Here is a 19,826-nt window from a genome sequence, read left to right on the forward strand (position 1 = left end):
GCGATTACGTGTTATTTTTTAATAAGCGTGGTTGTTTTAAAAACCAGGTTAAAAGCGAGCGGATTGTCAAATAAATTCTAACTATATTTTTTTGCCTGTCTGGATCACATAATCCAGATATTTTCCCTGTATGTTAATTGCAGTCATGCTTCACACCGTCGTTAAAAAGGAAGACAGATGAAAATCAGTCGGGAAACACTCCACCAGCTAATCGAGAATAAACTCTGCCAGGCTGGGTTAAAACGTGAGCACGCTGCAACCGTGGCTGAAGTATTGGTTTACGCCGATGCCAGAGGGATCCACTCTCATGGCGCGGTGCGCGTGGAATACTACGCGGAACGCATTTCAAAAGGCGGCACCAACCGTGAACCGGAATTTCGTCTTGAAGAAACCGGGCCGTGTTCGGCAATTTTACATGCCGACAATGCTGCCGGACAGGTCGCGGCGAAAATGGGTATGGAACATGCCATCAAAACCGCCCAGCAAAATGGCGTTGCGGTGGTCGGTATCAGCCGGATGGGTCACAGCGGCGCAATCTCTTATTTTGTGCAGCAGGCAGCCCGCGCAGGGTTAATTGGCATTTCGATGTGCCAGTCCGATCCAATGGTGGTGCCGTTTGGCGGCGCGGAAATTTACTACGGAACTAACCCACTGGCCTTTGCCGCGCCGGGAGAAGGCGACGAGATCCTTACCTTTGATATGGCGACTACCGTACAGGCATGGGGAAAAGTGCTCGACGCCCGCTCGCGTAATATGTCTATCCCGGATACCTGGGCGGTCGATAAAAACGGAGCACCAACAACCGATCCATTTGCAGTTAACGCCCTGCTCCCTGCCGCCGGACCGAAAGGGTATGGCCTGATGATGATGATTGACGTCCTCTCAGGCGTCTTACTCGGCTTACCGTTCGGGCGACAGGTTAGTTCGATGTATGACGATTTACACGCCGGGCGTAATTTGGGGCAATTACATATCGTTATTAACCCGAACTTTTTCTCCTCCAGCGAACTATTCCGTCAACATCTTAGCCAGACCATGCGCGAATTAAATGCCATAACCCCCGCGCCCGGTTTTAACCAGGTTTATTATCCCGGACAGGATCAGGATATTAAACAACGCAAAGCCGCCGTCGAAGGCATCGAAATTGTTGATGATATTTACCAGTATTTAATTTCCGACGCGCTTTATAACACGTCATACGAAACGAAAAATCCCTTTGCGCAATAATTATTGAGACAGGACTTTCTTATGATTACACATTTTCGTCAAGCCATAGAAGAAACGCTGCCCTGGCTTTCCTCTTTTGGCGCTGACCCAACGGGTGGTATGACCCGTTTACTTTATTCGCCGGAATGGCTGGAAACTCAGCAGCAATTTAAAAAAAGAATGGCAGCAAGCGGGCTGGAAACACGTTTCGATGAAGTGGGGAATTTATATGGTCGCCTGAGTGGCACCGAATATCCACAGGAAGTGGTTCTGAGCGGTTCGCATATCGATACCGTGGTTAACGGCGGTAACCTCGACGGGCAATTCGGCGCGCTGGCGGCGTGGCTGGCAATTGACTGGCTGAAAACGCAATACGGCGCGCCGTTACGTACGGTCGAAGTGGTGGCGATGGCAGAAGAAGAAGGCAGCCGCTTCCCGTATGTCTTCTGGGGCAGTAAAAATATCTTTGGGCTGGCGAATCCTGACGACGTGCGGAATATCTGTGATGCCAAAGGAAATAGTTTTGTCGATGCGATGAAGGCTTGCGGATTTACTCTGCCGAACGCCCCACTAACTCCGCGTCAGGATATTAAAGCCTTTGTCGAACTGCATATCGAACAGGGCTGTGTGCTGGAAAGTAATGGGCAGTCAATTGGCGTGGTGAATGCAATTGTCGGGCAGCGTCGTTATACGGTGACGCTGAACGGCGAATCAAACCATGCAGGCACCACGCCGATGGGTTATCGTCGTGATACGGTTTACGCTTTCAGTCGCATTTGCCATCAGTCGATCGAAAAAGCGAAAAAGATGGGCGACCCGCTGGTGCTGACCTTTGGCAAGGTGGAGCCGCGCCCGAATACGGTGAATGTGGTGCCGGGTAAAACCACGTTCACCATTGATTGTCGTCATACCGACGCCGCCGTGCTGCGTGATTTCACCCAACAGTTAGAAAACGACATGCGGGCGATTTGCGATGAAATGGACATTGGTATTGATATCGATTTATGGATGGACGAAGAACCCGTGCCGATGAATAAGGACCTGGTCGCCACCCTGACAGAATTGTGTGAAAGTGAAAAACTGAATTACCGGGTGATGCACAGTGGTGCCGGGCACGACGCGCAAATTTTCGCGCCTCGCGTGCCGACCTGCATGATTTTCATTCCCAGCATCAACGGGATCAGCCATAACCCGGCGGAACGCACCAATATTACCGACCTTGCCGAAGGGGTCAAAACGTTGGCACTCATGCTTTATCAACTTGCCTGGCAGAAATAAGGAGTCATAAATGGGATATTTAAATAACGTCACCGGTTACCGCGATGATTTACTGGCTAACCGTGCGATTGTGAAACACGGTAATTTCGCACTGTTAACACCAGACGGTCTGGTAAAAAATATTATTCCGGGCTTTGAAAATTGTGACGCGACAATCCTCTCCACGCCAAAGCTGGGTGCCTCTTTTGTTGATTATCTGGTCACACTGCATCAAAACGGTGGCAACCAACAGGGCTTCGGTGGCGAAGGCATTGAAACGTTCCTGTATGTGATCTCTGGAAATATCACTGCCAAAGCCGAAGGCAAAACATTTTCCTTAAGCGAAGGTGGCTATCTTTATTGCCCGCCAGGCTCCTTAATGACGTTTGTTAACGCCCAGGCCGAAGACAGCCAAATCTTTTTATATAAGCGTCGCTATGTTCCGGTAGAAGGTCATGCGCCGTGGCTGGTTTCTGGCAATGCCAGCGAACTGGAACGCATTCATTATGAAGGCATGGACGATGTTATTCTGCTGGATTTTCTGCCCAAAGAGTTAGGTTTTGATATGAACATGCATATCCTCTCTTTTGCACCAGGTGCCAGCCACGGTTATATCGAAACACACGTCCAGGAACACGGTGCCTATGTTCTTTCCGGTCAGGGGGTTTATAACCTCGACAATAACTGGATCCCGGTGAAAAAAGGCGATTACATCTTTATGGGCGCTTATTCCTTACAGGCCGGTTATGGCGTAGGGCGTGGTGAAGCGTTTAGTTATATTTACTCGAAAGATTGCAACCGCGACGTAGAGATTTAAGTCATACCACTCGCCTGATTATTTTTAGCTATGTTGGATTTTGCCACGGTTTATACCGTGGTTTTTTTTGTAGTAAATTCAGGTAAAAAACGGATGCGGGATAAAATGCATCCGCTCTAATGGCAAGAGTCAGTTTTTAATTCCCTGACCTATTTTAATGGCGCAGGCAATATTTCGTGCGCTGTTGAAGAGATTGGTTTCACCGCTGGCGAGCACTTCGGCTAAAGGTGCCAGACGTGGCAAAATGCTGAACACCGCGTCAATGCCGTACTGGTGCACCACTTCCACTCCGTCACCCAATACGCCAGCAATCCCAATCACCGGGACATTAAACTGCTTCGCCACCGACGCCACGCCCAGCGGTGCTTTACCGCCTGCCGTTTGCGAGTCGATGCGCCCTTCCCCGGTGATCACCAGCGCTGCGCCCTGCACCGCCTGCTCCAGGTTGACTGCCCGCAGTACAATCTCAATACCCGGTTTAATATCCGCATTGAGGAATACCGCCGCCGCAATACCCATCCCGCCCGCCGCGCCGCCGCCCGTCATCTGGCAGACGTTGATTTCAGTTTGCTGTTGTAAAACACGGGCGTAATTTTGCAGCCCCTGCTCCAGCTCTTCGACCATTTCCGGCGTTGCCCCTTTTTGCGGGCCGAACACCGCCGCCGCGCCGCGTGCCCCTACCAGCGGATTATCAACATCACATGCGACTTCAATATGGCAGTTCGCCAGACGCGGATCGCATTCATTCATCTCAATACTTGCCACGCGTGCTAAATTGCCGCCGTTAGCCGCCAGCACCTGACCGTCGGCATCAAGGAAACGCACTCCGAGCGCCTGCGCCATGCCCATACCGCCGTCGACCGTCGCGCTACCACCAATGCCGAGAATAATATGGCGAATGCCGTTATCCAGCGCATGGCGAATTAACTCCCCCGTACCAAAACTGGAGGCCAGCAACGGATTACGCTTTTCAGGCGCGACCAGCATCAGGCCACTTGCTGCCGCCATCTCAATCACCGCTGTTTTCCCGTCGCCGGTAAGGCCATAAAAAGCATTCACTTTTTCGCCCATCGGCCCGCAGACTTCAAGCGTCACGATGTTACCACCCGTCGCGGCGACCATCGCATCCACCGTCCCTTCGCCGCCATCCGCTATCGGCAAACAGATATAGTTCGCATCGGGAAAGAGGGTCGAAAACCCGGCTTTAATTGCCTGACAACATTTTTCTGCACTTAAGCTCTCTTTAAAAGAGTCTGGCGCAATGACAATCTTCATTATCAATCCTTTTTCAACAAATTATTCGATGCGTTCCCACGGAATAAGGTTATCCATAAGAACAGCCAGTAAGATCCCGACCAATAAGCCGTTACTGAGCAGAGGACGCAGCGTTAATGGAAGGTCTTGCAGATACACAGGCGGTAATGCCATTAAAAATATGCCGACAAATAACGGCAATGCGAGTCGATAAATATTGCGAGCGGTAAAGGTTATTTGCTGGCTAAACACCAGCGCCGAAAAGAGTAAAGGCAGATAAGAAACCAGCATGACCGCGCTACTCACGGGTAAAGGGATACTGCAAAACAGTCGTGTGAGTGCCGGAACCAGCGCCACCAGCAGGCAAATAACGCTGCCATAAATAAACGAACGCCGCGTGTAATCGCCAGTCTGGGTTAATAAACCAATGGATGAAACAAACGGTGAAAATGGAATTACCGCCAGCGGTACAGTTATCAGTGTCATAAATCCGGTCGCCACAAAGCTGCGACGATAACGCGTATTCCCCGCGCCCTGCTGCGGATAAAAAACATCCGTGCCCCGAATCGCACCGTAGGTATTGCTGATATTCACCAGACCTGTAATCACCGCCGTCAGAATAATCCCCGGAGACAAAGCACCGCCACTGCCGAGCGGGAACCACTGCCAGTGCAACTCACCGGAGAGCGAATGCGAAGAAGGAAAGCAAAAGTACCACAACAACCAGCCGGTTATGGTGCCGACCAGCAGGCCATAACGGGCAAAACGTTGCGGCAGGAAAATAATCATCGCCAGTACCAGGCACATCACCGCCACCGAGAGCGCGAACGGCGGTAACTGAATTTTAAAATTCGGGTCGGCTATGCCAAACGGCAGCCCGAGCATACCTTTGAAAAAGATAGTGGTCAGCTGCGCGCCCAGCATCAACATAAACAAGACCATCACCGACGGCGTAAATAACCGTGCCAGGCGATGGCCTAATCCGCTAAAACCAATCAACATCGTCAGCACGCCAGAGAGAGCAATCCCCACCGCCAGGCTGGTAGCGATATCGTTGATCGGTGTCCCGCGCGATGCTTCACCAAGGGTGATAGTAAGGATGGTTCCCCACCACAGGCCACCCGGCCCTTCCATAATAGCGCGACGATGACCGCAGAACGCCTGAGCGAAGCAGGCCAGTGCGGTAGCAAGAAAAGCATATTGCGTGAGCGTAAGCAGGCTACTTTGCGGCAACTGAAAAGCAGAAAGTAGCGTAGGAGGAACCACAACCGTGTTGCAAAAAATAAAGAAAAACCACTGAAATCCTGATAACAGGCTTTCGCGGCTCACTGCAAAATTGAACATAAACACACCTTAACCGGAGAATGCCCGCCGCAAGGACGGGCATTGCAGGGGCCAGATTACTGCTGATGTTTAAGGATAAATTGACCTTTCGGCGCAACAGGGAAGCCCTGTTCGATGTCGTAAATCACATCACCACGTAAGATGGTTTTCGTGATACGCGCGCCAATGGTACGGCCAACATACGGGCTGACTTTGTGGCGATATTCCAGATCGTCATTGGTAAGAACATAGCTGCTATTCGGCTGAATGAAGACGAAGTCGGCATCTTTTCCTGGGGCGATACGGCCTTTTTGCTGCAGACCGAAAATATCTGCTGCGTTAGTCGCCATTAATTTGCCGAACATTGGCAGAGACATTCCGCGTTTCTGTACCGCTTCATCGAACATCACGTCCATGCAGCTTTGCAGACCGGCGATACCACCCCATGCTTTCATGATGTTGCCAGCTTTCATTTCCGGCGGGCATGGTGAGTGGTCGGAAACCAGGCAGTCGATTTCACCGTTAAACAGTTTTTCCCACATGCCTTTCTGGTTTTCCAGATCGCGGATCGGCGGTGAACACTTCGCCAGAGTACCGATTTCTTCGAACTGATCGGTATCCAGTACGAAGTAATGCGGGCAGGATTCACAAGTAACGTCCTGACCTTCCTGACGTGCACGAGTCACTTCTTCAACGCCTTCCGGGCTGCTGATATGGCAAACGTGCAGACGGCAACCGGCAACTTTCGCCAGGTACAGCACGCGGCGAATCGCTTCCACTTCGGTAAATACCGGACGCGAAGCCACATAGTCATGAGCGGTTACGCGACCTTCACGTTTCGCTTCTTCGCCCAGTTCGTCACAAATCAGCGCGTTTTCGCAGTGCACCAGCACCGGCTGACCCAGTTCGCCCAGCTTCTGCGCACCTTTGAAGAACTGCCAGTCGTTTACATCACGGAAGTCGTTGTCGATACCGCGATCGCCACAGGTCGCAACGAAACATTTGAAGCCGACAACGCCCACTTCATCCAGCTCATGCAGACGGTCGATGTTGTAAGACACCAGGCCACCGAGTTGTGCCGCATCGATAGTCAGCTTGCCTTTAGCGGCATCGAACTTCAGTTCAATTGAAGCGCGGTCAACCGTTGCAGGCAGCTGGTTGAGCGGCATTTCGATCATGGTGGTGATACCACCTTTTGCCGCTGCGCGAGTACCGGTTTCATAACCTTCCCAGTGGCTACGACCCGGTTCAGAAATATGGGTGTGCGCATCAACCATGCCCGGCGAAACCACCAGACCAGACGCATCCATAACTTCTTTTGCATCACCCAGATCCTGACCGATAGCAGCAATTTTTCCGCCTTTAACGGCGATATCTACAACGCGAGCTTCGTTTTCTAAAATAACGGTGCCGTTTTTAATGATTAAATCAAAAGACATAACAAACTCCTTGTAAAATACAGATTGGTTTTTAACTCAATGTTCAATATCGGGATTAATTAACCTGTGACTTTTTGTTCTCCTGTTTTTTCTGCTGCTGTACGTTTTTTTAATAACGCGTAGGCAGCGAATGCGACAATAACGCCGACAAACCATGAAACGCGTGATAAAGGCTCCATGAACGGAATAAATTTACCACCGAGAGATAAAATAACGGCCACCAGAGTTACTGAAAACGCGGTGAGGTTAAAGCCGTTATCGTAATATTTGAAATCACCTGCTGCGGTATACAGTTCGTCAAGATTAATTTGTCCACGCATCACCACAAAATAATGCGCCATCATGACACCAATTACCGGACCCAGCATCCCACCGATGATATCGAGGAACAGATAAATACTGTCCTGATTTTCCATTAATTTCCACGGGCAGATCAGCAAACTGATAATACTGGCAATCAGTACGCCGTTTTTATAGGTCAGTTTTGTCGGTGCAATGGCGGCAATCTGATAACCAGCCGGAATAATATTACCGGTGGCGTTAGTGGAAATGGTCGTCATCAGAATAACCAGTACCGCAAAGAACGAGGCAAACAGGCTGTCCCAACGCTGAACAATATCCAGCACGTTCCAGGTATCAGCGCCGTAGTGAATACTGGCTCCGGCAATAATACATACCCCGGCGACCGCAAACAGAATATAAGCTACGACCAAACCCAGCGTTTGCCCAAGTGCCTGCTCACGAAACGAGTGAGCATTTTGCGTAAAGTCGGATGCGCTAACCGCCGGTGCTGCCCAGACCGCAACCACTGCGTTAATCACCACCAGGAACAGGAAGCCACCGTTTTCTGCTTTCTGAATACCGCTCGGGATGTAGTCAAAGATTGGACCGATCCCGACCAGCGAAATCGCCCAAATCGCCATACCGCCGAAAACGATATAGATGCACGGGTTAAGAATGGCAGTGAATTTATTTAAAACTTTGCCGCCGCCAAAACCAATACCAACGTTAACCAGCCAGAAGAGTAAGAAAGTAATTAAGCCCGGTAGAGAAAGCCCTAACAGGGTAAAATCACCACCGAGAGTTAAAAATCCCGGCCAGATTTTGCCAATCAGAATCAAGCAGGCCAGTGACCCCGCGTAACATTGCAGGCCAAACCACATAATGGCAGCAATACCGCCTCTTAATAATCCGGGAAACAGTGCGCCACGTACGCCGTAAGAAGCACGCAGGATCATGGCAAACGGTACGCCGTATTTACTGCCCGCAGCGCCGTTTAATACCATTACCGCGGCAATGAAAAAGGCGCTGAGGATAATTGCCAGCATAATACTAAAGGTAGACAAGCCGAGAATAAAAAAGCCGCCGACCATCACATAATTGGGAACGTTATGAACCGAACCCATCCATAAGGTAAAATAGTTAAATGTTTTCCAGGTCCGCTGGCTTTGCGTTTTCGGCAATAGATCTTCGCTATAGCCGCGTTGCTGGAATAGTTTTCTCTGATGTTCCATAAATCCCTCTTAATTTCACGTATCGAATAACGTTGTTTTAATCTAGCTATGAGGAACAAATAAAATAAAAATATTATTTTTAATACTGAAGCAACATCTTTGGCTGCTTTCTTTTTTTAATATTGCTGGCCGATTCATTTTCTGATATCGGCCATTTTTATTGCGGGTATCAGGCCAGTTTATGGTTAGCCATTAATTCCAGCGCCTGCACTAACGCAGAGTGATCCAACTGGCTGCCACCGTTTGCCGCACAGGTATTAAATAACTCCTGGCAGGTCGCAGTGTTTGGCAGGTTCAGCGCCAGTGCTTTCGCACTTTGCAGTGCCAGGTTGAGATCTTTCTGGTGCAGCGCAATTTTGAAACCTGGATTAAAGGTGCGTTTAATCATACGCTCGCCATGAACTTCCAGAATACGTGAGGAAGCAAAGCCGCCCATCAGCGCCTGGCGCACACGTACCGGGTCCGCACCGGCTTTTGAAGCAAATAGCAGGGCTTCAGAAACCGCTTCAATATTGAGCGCCACAATAATCTGATTTGCCACTTTGCAGGTTTGACCGTCGCCGTTACCGCCGACGAGGGTGATATTTTTACCGAGCAGTTCAAACAGCGGTTTAACACGTTCAAATACCGCTTCATCACCGCCAACCATAATCGACAACGTCCCTTCACGCGCACCGATTTCACCGCCGGAGACTGGCGCATCGAGATAATCGCCGCCCAGTTCATTCACCTGACGAGCGAAACGCTTAGTTTCAATCGGGGAAATGGAGCTCATATCAACAATGGTTTTGCCCTTCAGCGAGGCTTTGGTACAACCATTTTCACCAAACAGAACTTCTTCAACCTGTGGTGTGTCCGGCACCATAATAAAAATGATGTCCGCTGCTTCCGTTACCTGGCGCGCAGTTTCAACACTGACGGCACCCAGTGACAGTAATTCATCAGCAACCGGACCAATGGTTGTGACATGCAGTTGATGACCGGCTCGCGCCAGATTAATGGCCATCGGTGTACCCATAATGCCTAAGCCAATAAATCCCAGTTTCATAATTAACCTCTTTTAAATTTCGCTTTTCCTGAATTCAGACAACACGATCCCCTGCCAACTTAGCGGCCTAAAAAAGCATTGTCTGAATAGCGTTACGTTTTAACGGTACGGATCCATCCAGCGTAAACCGGCTTCCGTGGTGGTTTGGGGTTTATATTCACACCCAACCCAACCGTTGTAGTCAGAATTTTCGATTACCGTAAAGAGATAATCATAATTAATTTCTCCGGTTCCCGGTTCGCCGCGATGCGGATTATCAGCAATTTGCAGGTGACCAATTTTATCGGCCCACTGAGTCATGGTATTAGTTAATTCACCTTCCATCCGCTGCATGTGATAAATGTCATACTGAATTTTCAAATTGCAGCAACCAACATCGTCAATCAGTTTCAGTGCCTGGCGAGTTCCGGTGAGATGGAAACCAGGAATATCAAAATGGTTGATAGGTTCAATCAGTAATAAAATATCTTCTTTCATCAGCATATTCGCGGCATAACGCAGGTTTTCTACAAGCGTTGTGTGAATCTGTTCACTGCTGAAACCAGCCGGCGTTTTACCGACCAGACAGTTAATTTTTTTATTACCCAGCGCACGAGCATAACGAATCGCTGCTGCTACGCCATCCCGAAACTCTTCTTCACGACCAGGAATACAAGCAATACCCCGCTCGCCCGCCGCCCAGTCACCTGCCGGTAAATTGTGCAACGTATGTTCGAGTTTATTACTCGCCAGCACCTGTTTTAATTCTTCAATGTCATAGTCATAAGGGAACATAAATTCAACGCCGCGAAAACCACACTGCGCAGCTTTCTCAAAACGGGCGAGAAAATCATATTCACCAAATAACATCGATAAATTAGCAGAGAAACGTAACATTATTTATCTCCCTTATTCATAGTGCATGAAGCAGGTTTCAGTCGGTGCGTCCACTGCGTTATCGGCGATATCTTCAAATTCCATGACGTTATCCAGTTCGCTGCCCATCGAAATATTGGTCACACGCTCGAGAATAACTTCCACGACTACCGGTACCCGATATTGCGCCATTAAGGCTTTCGCCTGTTCAAAGGCTGGTGCAATATCTTCCGGTTTGAAGACCCGAATCGCTTTACAACCTAAACCTTCCGCTACTTTTACGTGGTCGACGCCGTACCCGTTCACTTCACTGGAGTTAATATTTTCGAACGCGAGCTGTACGCAGTAATCCATATCAAACGCGCGCTGCGACTGGCGAATCAGACCCAGATAGGCGTTATTGACCAGTACATGGATGTACGGAATGTTGAACTGTGCGCCAACGGCTAATTCTTCAATCAGAAACTGGAAGTCGAAGTCACCGGAAATCGCCACCACTTTGCGCTCTGGATCAGCGGCACAAACCCCCAGCGCCGCCGGAATGGTCCAGCCCAGCGGGCCTGCCTGCCCACAGTTGATCCAGTGGCGGTCTTTAAAGACATGCAGCATTTGTGCCGCAGCGATTTGTGACAGGCCAATGGTGGTGACATAACAAACATCGCGACCAAAGGCTTTGTTCATCTCTTCATACACGCGCTGCGGTTTCACCGGCACGTTGTCGAAGTGGGTTTTGCGCAGCAAAGTGCGTTTGCGCTGCTGGCAGTCGGCGACCCATTCTTTACGACACGGCAGACGACCCGCTTTTTGCATCTCCTGCGCCACTTCAACCAGCAGCGTCAGCGCCGCTTTAGCATCAGAGACAATGCCGAGATCCGGACACAGCACGCGGCCAATTTGCGTCGGCTCAATATCGATATGAACGATTTTGCGCCCTTCGGTGTATTTCTCTACCGAACCGGTATGACGGTTCGCAAAACGGTTACCGATACCAAACACCATGTCGGACGCCAGTAGCGTTGCGTTACCGTAACGATGCGCGGTTTGCAGACCCACCATCCCGGCCATCAGTTCATGATCGTCGGGAATACAGCCCCAGCCCATCAGCGTTGGGATCACCGGAACGCTGGTCAGTTCAGCAAACTGTTGTAACAGTGCAGCAGCGTCAGCATTGATTACCCCGCCCCCGGCAACAATCACCGGACGTTCGGCCTGAATTAACATTTCTACCGCTTTTTCGATCTGCATACGGCTGGCAGCAGGTTTGTAGACCGGCAGCGGTTCGTACATGTCAGGATCAAACTCGATTTCCGCAACCTGAACGTCGAACGGTAAATCCACCAGTACCGGACCCGGGCGACCAGAACGCATCAGGTGAAACGCCTGTTGCAGCACACGAGGCACCAGCGCCGCTTCACGAACTGTAACCGCCATTTTGCTGACCGGTTTAGCAATTGCTTCAATATCAACGGCCTGGAAATCTTCTTTATGCAGACGGGCGCGCGGAGCCTGGCCGGTAATACACAGAATAGGAATGGAATCAGCAGAAGCGGAATAGAGCGCGGTGATCATGTCCGTGCCCGCAGGACCGGAAGTCCCCAGACATACTCCGATATTCCCTGCCGTTGCGCGGGTATAACCTTCCGCCATGTGCGAAGCACCTTCCACATGACGCGCCAGAATGTGACGAATACCGCCGTGCTTACGCATCGCTGAATAGAACGGATTGATTGCTGCTCCCGGAACGCCGAAGGCGGTGGTGATACCTTCTTTCTCCAGCACATACATTGCCGCGTCAACGGCTCTCATTTTTGCCATTTTATTCCTACCTCTATAAATTGGAAAAATTTTCCAACTTTCAAATTTTGTCAAAAAAACCCGCTCCGCAGAGCGGGATGCGACAGACACTATGGATGTGCTTTCAGTCCCAACGCCGTGCTGATATCGCGGGCGGTGTCTCTGACCAGCTCACCCTGACTGACAAAACGATCTTCTGTCAGTCTTGATGAAGGCCCGGAGATGGAGATAGCGGCAACAACACTACCTACATCATCGTAAATTGCTGAAGCTATGCAATTCAGGCCGACAACATGCTCTTCTTTATCTACGGTATAGCCCAGTTCACGCGCTTGTTCCAGGTCCTTCAGCAAGGTGGGCATATCCACAAGCGTCGTTGGCGTAAACTGCTGCAAACCGGTTTGCAGAATGATGCTCATCAACTCTTCTTCCGCCAGCGGATAAAGCAGCGCCTTGCCCGCACCGGAAGCATGCAGCGGCAGACGACTGCCCAGCGGCGCACACATCCTGACCATCGATTTACACTCTAACTGACCAATTAATACTGCTTCATTGCCGTTACGAATAGCGACATTGACCGTTTCGCCGGAAAGTAACATCAGGCGGCGCATAAACGGCCCGGCGACGGAGAGGACATCGCGGTTATGGATGTACGCCGCACCGACGTTAAAGACACCTAATCCTATATGCCACCAGCCTAACTGACTGTCCTGATAGACAAAATCCGCTGCCTGTAAAACCTTCAGCAAGCGAAAGGTCGTGGAGAGCGGCAAATCCAGATTGAGAGAAATATCGCTAACCGACGAACTTCCCCCACTTTTTTCCAGATATTGCAGAATCGCAATTCCCCGCTCTAACGCCTGTGCGCCCTTCTGTGCCACAGGCTCCGCCTGTCCTGGCCTGCCGCGCCGTCTAACTTCCGTCATACCTACGTTAACTCCGACCTACAAGTGAGCATAAACAATGAACAATTAGTTTATCTTATGCAAGTCGGTTGCAGGCGTCACGCAAAACAGAGTTCCTGTTCAGGAATACTTTCAACATCACAGTTGTCACTGCCGCCGCGATCGATGGTCAGAAAATCGGTGACGCGCTGCCAGGCGAAAAGTGGGTGATGCCAGACGTTACGATGGTAATTCACCCCCTGTTCACCGTTGGTGATAAACGCCCGCAGCGTTGACAGGTCTGGTTTGTCGTCACCTAACGCCACGACCACCACAAACACTTCACCTTTCATCGGGATAAAGGCCTGAGTGCCCAGCGGATGACGTTCGAGTTCGTGAATGGTCAGCGGCAGATTCGCCGGTTGCGCGCGGTTAATGCTGATGAGCGTACGGTCTTGCTCAAGAATCTCAACCAGCGCCAAATCGTGGTAACGCTCTACCAGGCCATTGTTAATATGGAAAAAATCCCGTTGCTGCGTTTCGATTACATCGCCATAAGCACTAAAGGCTTCCTGACTTAACGGTAATACCTGAAGTTTCATCTTTTTGTCCTTGTAACATAATTCCGTTCAACCAGCGCCGACCGGTCAGCTTGGTTTCAATAACAGGCAATCTAAAACCTTAAGGGAACAACATCAACACAAAAGTTGGAATATTTTTCCAAAACTAGATTTAGTCCACAAATTGAACAGGGTTATCATGTAAAAATACTGATAAATCAGAGGATAAGAAAATCACGCAACTTGCGGATTTAAAAGGGGATACCTGAAGATGTTCGATCCAGAAACCTTGCGGACTTTCATTGCGGTTGCTGAAACAGGAAGTTTTTCAAAAGCGGCAGAACGATTGTGTAAAACCACGGCGACGATCAGTTATCGCATTAAACTTCTGGAAGAGAATACCGGAGTGGCGCTGTTTTTCCGCACGACTCGCAGCGTGACGTTGACAGCGGCTGGCGAGCATCTACTTTCCCAGGCCAGAGACTGGCTGAGCTGGCTGGAAAGTATGCCCAGCGAGCTGCAACAGGTGAATGATGGCGTGGAACGCCAGGTGAATATTGTCATCAACAACCTGCTCTACAACCCCCAGGCCGTCGCCCAACTGCTGGCGTGGCTGAATGAACGTTACCCCTTTACCCAGTTTCACATCTCCCGACAAATCTATATGGGCGTCTGGGACTCGCTATTGTACGAAGGTTTTTCACTGGCTATCGGCGTCACGGGAACCGAGGCGCTGGCAAATACCTTTAGTCTTGATCCCTTAGGATCGGTGCAATGGCGCTTTGTCATGGCGGCGGATCATCCGCTGGCGAAAGTTGAAGAGCCGCTAACAGAAGCGCAGTTGCGGCGCTTTCCGGCGGTTAATATTGAAGACAGCGCCCGCACACTAACCAAACGCGTCGCCTGGCGATTGCCGGGGCAAAAAGAGATTATTGTTCCCGATATGGAAACGAAAATCGCCGCCCATCTGGCGGGCGTTGGCATTGGTTTTTTGCCAAAATCACTTTGCCAGTCAATGATCGATAATCAACAACTGGTCAGCCGGGTAATCCCAACGATGCGCCCTCCTTCACCATTGAGTCTGGCATGGCGCAAATTTGGCAGCGGCAAAGCGGTAGAAGATATTGTGACCTTGTTTACCCAACGCAGGCCGGAAATCAGCGGATTTTTAGAAATTTTCGGCAACCCACGCAGTTAAAAATCAAGTTTCCTTGCGCGTTGGCGCGTAAAATAGCGCGCAAGCTGATTTGAGGTTCACTTTTAACTATGCAAGAGAGACACACGGAACAGGACTATCGTGCCCTGCTGATTGCTGATACGCCCATTATTGATGTTCGCGCCCCTATCGAGTTTGAGCAAGGCGCAATGCCTGCCGCTATCAACCTGCCGTTAATGAATAACGATGAACGCGCCGCCGTTGGCACCTGCTATAAACAGCAAGGGTCAGACGCGGCGCTGGCGCTGGGTCATAAACTGGTGGCGGGTGAAATTCGTCAGCAGCGCATGGACGCCTGGCGGGCAGCGTGCCTGCAAAATCCGCAAGGTATTCTCTGCTGCGCCCGAGGCGGTCAACGTTCACATATTGTGCAACGCTGGCTGCATGAAGCGGGGATTGATTATCCGCTGGTGGAAGGCGGTTATAAGGCACTGCGCCAGACCGCGATTCAGGCGACTATTGAACTGGCACAAAAACCGATAGTGCTGATTGGCGGTTGTACCGGCAGCGGTAAAACGCTGTTAGTGCAACAACAGCCGAACGGTGTTGATCTGGAAGGGCTGGCGCGTCATCGCGGTTCGGCGTTTGGTCGCACGTTACAACCACAACTTAGCCAGGCGAGTTTTGAAAATCTGCTGGCTGCCGAAATGCTAAAAACCGACGCCCGTCAGGATTTGCACCTGTGGGTGCTGGAAGATGAAAGCCGGATGATTGGTTCTAATCACCTACCGGAATGTCTGCGCGAGCGAATGACTCAGGCGGCGATTGCGGTGGTAGAAGATCCATTTGAGATCCGTCTTGAACGCCTGAACGAAGAGTATTTCTTGCGTATGCATCATGATTTTACCCACGCGTACGGCGACGAACAGGGCTGGCAGGAGTATTGCGAATACCTGCATCACGGACTTTCGGCGATTAAGCGTCGGCTGGGGCTACAGCGCTATAACGAACTGGCTGCACGTCTGGATGCGGCGCTGGCAACGCAACTCACCACTGGCAGTACCGACGGTCATCTGGCCTGGCTGGTGCCGTTACTTGAAGAATATTACGACCCGATGTATCGCTATCAGCTTGAGAAAAAAGCGGAAAAAGTTGTCTTTCGCGGTGAGTGGGCGGAAGTGGCGGAATGGGTTAAGACTTATGCCTGTGGTTATTAACCCACAAAAATGCTTTTCCATGCCTCTTTGAGAAATTGTGCAACTGGTTAACTACCAGTTGCCATAGGGATATTTTTTATCTTTGATAAACTCAAGAACATATTCATCGTCTCCAAGAGAAAAATCATGCCGGGAAATTCCTTTACACATTTCCATTTTTTCACCTGAAACCGTTTCTATCAGAATCTGCTTATCCGTCAGGCGAATATTGGGCTTGTCAGGTTTCTCCAGCCATACCCGTACTTTTCCTTCCGGAGCCAGACCGATTAACAGATACCGCAGATAATACTTTTCACTGCCACCGCCTGGTGGTGAATAAGGTGTTAGCATCAATTTCCAGACTTCTCCCGCCAGCGTGATCCAGGTCTCATACACTTTTTTATCAATCACTGAATCCCAGCAAAAATGGATAGACATAGGGGGATTTTTGGCTTTATTGAATGATAACACCCCAACCCGAAGATTATCTCTCCACTGACCAATAGTAGTGGAACTCGGAGCGGTAGCATCCAGCGTTCTGAACTGATAATAGATACCATCAGTGTCCAATAGTTCTACATAGGTAACTTGTGCTGGTAGCGCATTAGGGTAGAAAAAAAGGAAATACCATTCATCATAGGGTGCAAGCAACGATATTTTTTCTTTCGCTGCTGTCTGGACTGATCCGGCTATCATTAACGCAATGGTTAATCTATAAATTATTTTAGCTATTATTTTCATTGTTACTTACCAGTTACCATAAGGATATTTTTTATCTTTGATAAAGTTTTTTGTACTTTCCGGGTAGGAATACCCATGTTTATAGGCACTTCGGCCGTTACACATTTCCATATTTTCACCTGAAACCGTTTCTATCAGAATCTGCTTATCCGTCAGGCGAATATTGGGTTTATCAGGTTTCTCCAACCACACTCCTATTTTCCCTTCCGGAGCCAGCCCGATTAACAGATGCCGCAGATAATACTTTTCACTGCCATCGCCAGGTGCTGAATAAGGTGTGAGCATCAATTTCCAGACGTCTCCCGCCAGCGTTATCCAGGTTTCATACACTTTTTTATCAATCACTGAATCCCAGCAGAAATGGATAGACATAGGGGGATTTTTAGCTTTATTGAATGATAACACCCCAACCCGAAGATTATCTCTCCATTGATCAATAGTTGTGGAACTCGGAGCGGTAGCATCCAGCGTTCTGAACTGATAATAGATACCATCAGTGTCCAATAGTTCTACATAGGTAACTCGTGCCGGTAGCGCATTAGGGTAGAAAAAAAGGAAATACCACTCATCATAGGGTGCAAGCAACGATATTTTTTCTTTCGCTGCTACGTTAAAATTAAGAATCATACACATAATAAAAACAAACGTTAACTTTATATTAAATTCCATTTTGTTTACTCCCTTGCATATCGTATATAGTTCTGCTCCAATTTTCATCCGGCCGATTAACAAAACTAAATGTTTTAAACGCTGATACTTCAGTAGAAACCTTATTTTTCAATCGATAATCGACGGCATTCCAGTTAGAAGAGCAGTGTAAATATTTTCCAACAATGAGTAGTTCTTCTGAAGAAAAAGGTTGTGGCGTAGATTTTTTAAATACGTCTTTAGCTTGTGATATTGATTTATCACATATTTCACTTAACTCCTCTGGATATTTATAATAATCATCATCTGGTATTTCATCAAATACTACCCCTGCCTCTTTAGCGACTTCATACATTACTCTTAACGCAATCTTTGACCAGTCATTGGTGATAGTTCTGCGAAATGTCACCGCTGCAGCGACCCGTTTTCTCACATTACCTAAGTGGTCAGGTGACGCTATTTCATCAATATTGGATTCAATTTTCAGGACACCAGAAGGCAGAATCGGAGCCAGCGTTGAATAGCGCCACAATAACTCTGCCTGCTGTGCTGCTTTTTGGTAAGTGCTTGTCGCTTCCACCGGCACATTTTCCAGTACCGTTTCAATCACCGGGCGACTTAAAAACAGGTACTCATCTTCCAGTGGGTCATAACCGCCACCAATATCAGCATGTGATCCAGGGAAACTTAATTCTGGCCAGCTTTCCTTTATGCTATTGAGACAAAAGTTATAGCGGCATTCGTGCATTGCTGTAAGCTGGAATACATGTTTGGCCACACCTGGCGGTAACTTCACTTTTACCGGAAAGTTATTACCATCATGAGGGTCAAAACCATCCATCAGCCCTCCGATGGCTGCAACTGTGTCAAAAATACCTAAAAATTGCACTTCCCCGGAAGGTTTACCTAAATATTCAACTGACTGAAATGCCGTCGTAATGGTTTTAATCAGTACGGGATCACGCTCAAATACGCGATTAGTAAAGTGCCGTGCGGCTGCTGCCCCACGACTAAAGCCAAATACGTCAAACTGTAGACGTTTAATTACTAGTTTAGCATCCTTAAAATCAACAATAATCTCTGCCAGTGCCTCACGAAGCAGTGATATCGCACGGTCAGTTTTGGCAATTACCCCAGTATCATTATTTCCTAGTCCCATTCCTACCAGAGAGTCTGCTTTATTATTTTCAGTGCCAATGCCTTCAATATATATTTTTTCCTGAATGTTAAATACATCATCATCTAAAACTAATTGCCGATGATACAACTCATTCAACCAATGAATATTTGTATAGTAATTCAAATAGCTCTGTACACCGGATCCCGTTTTACCCTGCTTGCTCAAACATTGTTTATTAAATGAGGCCAAATCCTGTATATCCAGACCATAGGTTTCTGGTTGGCAAAAACTCATACGTAAATTCGTATTGGTTAAATTGTTTCCTGTGCCATCAAAGAATACGCCAATGGTGAGGATAATTTCTCGTTCAGGCGGTATTTCTGGTTTTTCCTCGACAGGTAAGAGCGTCGGTGGGAAAAGGCGATTATAATTTTCAGGTGTGAGTAAATAACTAAATTCTGTATTGGCTGTAAGATGCTTACAGTAGATATATTCGTAGTGTATTGTTATATATTGATAGTCGAGTTCATTTTCTTTTATTATAATCTGATTCTGAGTTAACGTTGCACCGCGGACTTCAATATAATAATAACTTTCCCATTTCCCATATTTATTAATACGATAAAAATCAAACTCAAAACGGCATCGTTCGTTATTATTAATGCAATTCATCAGCAGCGGTGAGCTTTTATCGAGAATTTTACAAAATTGTATCGCTTGATGATTAATGCCAAATCCTGTATTACTCACTCCTCCCTGAAAACTAAAAACAAATATTTCATCTTCATGTCCCTGTTGATACCGATTCCCGACAGAGGCTTGCGTCCCGCATCCTGCAGAAATATTACCTTGTTGCTCCCCTGTAATGCGTAAATATATAATGTCACCCATATGATTACACCCATTCCATAGATTTTAATTATATAATATAAACTTAATAAACATCTCATTTGGCAATGTATATTAATTATATGTTTGGGCATAACAATTTTTTAATTACGTGATGCACTAATA

At 48.4% G+C, this 19,826-nt stretch carries 17 protein-coding genes; 5 read left to right on the forward strand and 12 right to left on the reverse strand.

The window, feature by feature from the left end; genetic code table 11:
* The first annotated feature begins 177 nt into the window (after window positions 1–177).
* The 3 genes from allD to allE are packed head-to-tail and all read left to right on the forward strand — an operon-like array spanning window position 178 to window position 3,280.
* Window positions 178–1,227 (forward strand): ureidoglycolate dehydrogenase, encoded by a 1,050-nt coding sequence (allD, locus tag ACK8NJ_RS17145; protein ID WP_000703918.1) that lies wholly within the window; start codon window positions 178–180, stop codon window positions 1,225–1,227.
* Window positions 1,228–1,248: 21 nt separating this feature from the next.
* Window positions 1,249–2,484: an allantoate deiminase gene (allC, locus tag ACK8NJ_RS17150; protein ID WP_089560048.1), complete on the forward strand. Its 1,236-nt coding sequence runs from the start codon at window positions 1,249–1,251 to the stop codon at window positions 2,482–2,484.
* Window positions 2,485–2,494: 10 nt separating this feature from the next.
* Window positions 2,495–3,280: a (S)-ureidoglycine aminohydrolase gene (gene allE / locus ACK8NJ_RS17155; protein WP_411961823.1), complete on the forward strand. Its 786-nt coding sequence runs from the start codon at window positions 2,495–2,497 to the stop codon at window positions 3,278–3,280.
* Window positions 3,281–3,409: 129 nt separating this feature from the next.
* Here the strand turns inward: allE and glxK are convergent, their stop codons facing one another.
* From glxK to allA, 9 genes are all read right to left on the reverse strand, one after another.
* On the reverse strand, window positions 3,410–4,555 hold the full coding sequence (gene glxK, locus ACK8NJ_RS17160) for a glycerate 3-kinase (RefSeq protein WP_411961824.1): 1,146 nt from the start codon (window positions 4,553–4,555) through the stop codon (window positions 3,410–3,412).
* A gap of 21 nt (window positions 4,556–4,576) precedes the next feature.
* Window positions 4,577–5,878, reverse strand: a complete 1,302-nt coding sequence (locus tag ACK8NJ_RS17165; protein ID WP_001302767.1) for a uracil/xanthine transporter — start codon at window positions 5,876–5,878, stop codon at window positions 4,577–4,579.
* A 56-nt stretch (window positions 5,879–5,934) separates the two neighbouring features.
* A complete protein-coding gene (gene allB, locus ACK8NJ_RS17170; RefSeq protein ID WP_000006897.1) occupies window positions 5,935–7,296 on the reverse strand; it encodes an allantoinase AllB in 1,362 nt (453 codons plus the stop codon).
* Between the two features lie 59 nt (window positions 7,297–7,355).
* On the reverse strand, window positions 7,356–8,810 hold the full coding sequence (locus tag ACK8NJ_RS17175; protein ID WP_001599505.1) for an allantoin transporter: 1,455 nt from the start codon (window positions 8,808–8,810) through the stop codon (window positions 7,356–7,358).
* Between the two features lie 169 nt (window positions 8,811–8,979).
* Window positions 8,980–9,858, reverse strand: coding sequence for a 2-hydroxy-3-oxopropionate reductase (glxR, locus tag ACK8NJ_RS17180; RefSeq protein ID WP_000765832.1), 879 nt, complete (start codon window positions 9,856–9,858; stop codon window positions 8,980–8,982).
* 99 nt (window positions 9,859–9,957) lie between these two features.
* Window positions 9,958–10,734, reverse strand: a complete 777-nt coding sequence (gene hyi, locus ACK8NJ_RS17185) for a hydroxypyruvate isomerase (RefSeq protein ID WP_001599503.1) — start codon at window positions 10,732–10,734, stop codon at window positions 9,958–9,960.
* A gap of 12 nt (window positions 10,735–10,746) precedes the next feature.
* Entirely contained in the window at window positions 10,747–12,528 is a 1,782-nt protein-coding gene (gene gcl, locus ACK8NJ_RS17190) for a glyoxylate carboligase (protein ID WP_001305518.1), read from the reverse strand.
* Window positions 12,529–12,617: 89 nt separating this feature from the next.
* The gene (gene allR / locus ACK8NJ_RS17195; protein WP_000141275.1) at window positions 12,618–13,433 is read right to left on the reverse strand and encodes an HTH-type transcriptional repressor AllR; all 816 of its coding nucleotides are present in this window, start codon (window positions 13,431–13,433) and stop codon (window positions 12,618–12,620) included.
* A 77-nt stretch (window positions 13,434–13,510) separates the two neighbouring features.
* Window positions 13,511–13,993, reverse strand: a complete 483-nt coding sequence (allA, locus tag ACK8NJ_RS17200) for an ureidoglycolate lyase (protein ID WP_000776388.1) — start codon at window positions 13,991–13,993, stop codon at window positions 13,511–13,513.
* Window positions 13,994–14,222: 229 nt separating this feature from the next.
* Between allA and allS the strand changes: the two genes are divergently transcribed.
* Together allS and mnmH are read left to right on the forward strand one after the other, a co-directional pair.
* A complete protein-coding gene (gene allS, locus ACK8NJ_RS17205) occupies window positions 14,223–15,149 on the forward strand; it encodes an HTH-type transcriptional activator AllS (protein ID WP_000460135.1) in 927 nt (308 codons plus the stop codon).
* 68 nt (window positions 15,150–15,217) lie between these two features.
* Entirely contained in the window at window positions 15,218–16,324 is a 1,107-nt protein-coding gene (gene mnmH, locus ACK8NJ_RS17210) for a tRNA 2-selenouridine(34) synthase MnmH (RefSeq protein WP_220418201.1), read from the forward strand.
* A 51-nt stretch (window positions 16,325–16,375) separates the two neighbouring features.
* Here mnmH and ACK8NJ_RS17215 read toward each other — a convergent pair whose 3' ends face one another.
* Genes ACK8NJ_RS17215 through tssD form a run of 3 tightly spaced genes read right to left on the reverse strand, consistent with a single transcriptional unit; the run spans window position 16,376 to window position 19,703 of the window.
* Window positions 16,376–17,044 (reverse strand): DUF2931 family protein, encoded by a 669-nt coding sequence (locus tag ACK8NJ_RS17215; RefSeq protein WP_256270454.1) that lies wholly within the window; start codon window positions 17,042–17,044, stop codon window positions 16,376–16,378.
* A 6-nt stretch (window positions 17,045–17,050) separates the two neighbouring features.
* The gene (locus ACK8NJ_RS17220) at window positions 17,051–17,713 is read right to left on the reverse strand and encodes a DUF2931 family protein (protein WP_097439693.1); all 663 of its coding nucleotides are present in this window, start codon (window positions 17,711–17,713) and stop codon (window positions 17,051–17,053) included.
* Window positions 17,703–19,703, reverse strand: a complete 2,001-nt coding sequence (tssD, locus tag ACK8NJ_RS17225; RefSeq protein WP_411961825.1) for a type VI secretion system tube protein TssD — start codon at window positions 19,701–19,703, stop codon at window positions 17,703–17,705. The genes ACK8NJ_RS17220 and tssD overlap by 11 nt, the downstream gene beginning before the upstream one ends.
* Window positions 19,704–19,826 lie beyond the last annotated feature (123 nt).

The organism is Escherichia sp. F1 (assembly GCF_046764225.1).
Lineage (GTDB): Bacteria > Pseudomonadota > Gammaproteobacteria > Enterobacterales > Enterobacteriaceae > Escherichia > Escherichia coli.

Bases quoted from the DNA above. Each gene is read 5' to 3' on its own strand.
- allE (WP_411961823.1), top strand. From the start codon at position 2,495: ATGGGATATTTAAATAACGTCACCGGTTACCGCGATGATTTACTGGCT.
- allB (WP_000006897.1), bottom strand. From the start codon at position 7,296: ATGTCTTTTGATTTAATCATTAAAAACGGCACCGTTATTTTAGAAAAC.
- ACK8NJ_RS17215 (WP_256270454.1), bottom strand. From the start codon at position 17,044: ATGAAAATAATAGCTAAAATAATTTATAGATTAACCATTGCGTTAATG.
- allA (WP_000776388.1), bottom strand. From the start codon at position 13,993: ATGAAACTTCAGGTATTACCGTTAAGTCAGGAAGCCTTTAGTGCTTAT.
- glxR (WP_000765832.1), bottom strand. From the start codon at position 9,858: ATGAAACTGGGATTTATTGGCTTAGGCATTATGGGTACACCGATGGCC.
- gcl (WP_001305518.1), bottom strand. From the start codon at position 12,528: ATGGCAAAAATGAGAGCCGTTGACGCGGCAATGTATGTGCTGGAGAAA.
- tssD (WP_411961825.1), bottom strand. From the start codon at position 19,703: ATGGGTGACATTATATATTTACGCATTACAGGGGAGCAACAAGGTAAT.
- ACK8NJ_RS17165 (WP_001302767.1), bottom strand. From the start codon at position 5,878: ATGTTCAATTTTGCAGTGAGCCGCGAAAGCCTGTTATCAGGATTTCAG.
- allC (WP_089560048.1), top strand. From the start codon at position 1,249: ATGATTACACATTTTCGTCAAGCCATAGAAGAAACGCTGCCCTGGCTT.
- mnmH (WP_220418201.1), top strand. From the start codon at position 15,218: ATGCAAGAGAGACACACGGAACAGGACTATCGTGCCCTGCTGATTGCT.
- ACK8NJ_RS17175 (WP_001599505.1), bottom strand. From the start codon at position 8,810: ATGGAACATCAGAGAAAACTATTCCAGCAACGCGGCTATAGCGAAGAT.
- hyi (WP_001599503.1), bottom strand. From the start codon at position 10,734: ATGTTACGTTTCTCTGCTAATTTATCGATGTTATTTGGTGAATATGAT.
- allR (WP_000141275.1), bottom strand. From the start codon at position 13,433: ATGACGGAAGTTAGACGGCGCGGCAGGCCAGGACAGGCGGAGCCTGTG.
- allD (WP_000703918.1), top strand. From the start codon at position 178: ATGAAAATCAGTCGGGAAACACTCCACCAGCTAATCGAGAATAAACTC.
- allS (WP_000460135.1), top strand. From the start codon at position 14,223: ATGTTCGATCCAGAAACCTTGCGGACTTTCATTGCGGTTGCTGAAACA.
- glxK (WP_411961824.1), bottom strand. From the start codon at position 4,555: ATGAAGATTGTCATTGCGCCAGACTCTTTTAAAGAGAGCTTAAGTGCA.
- ACK8NJ_RS17220 (WP_097439693.1), bottom strand. From the start codon at position 17,713: ATGGAATTTAATATAAAGTTAACGTTTGTTTTTATTATGTGTATGATT.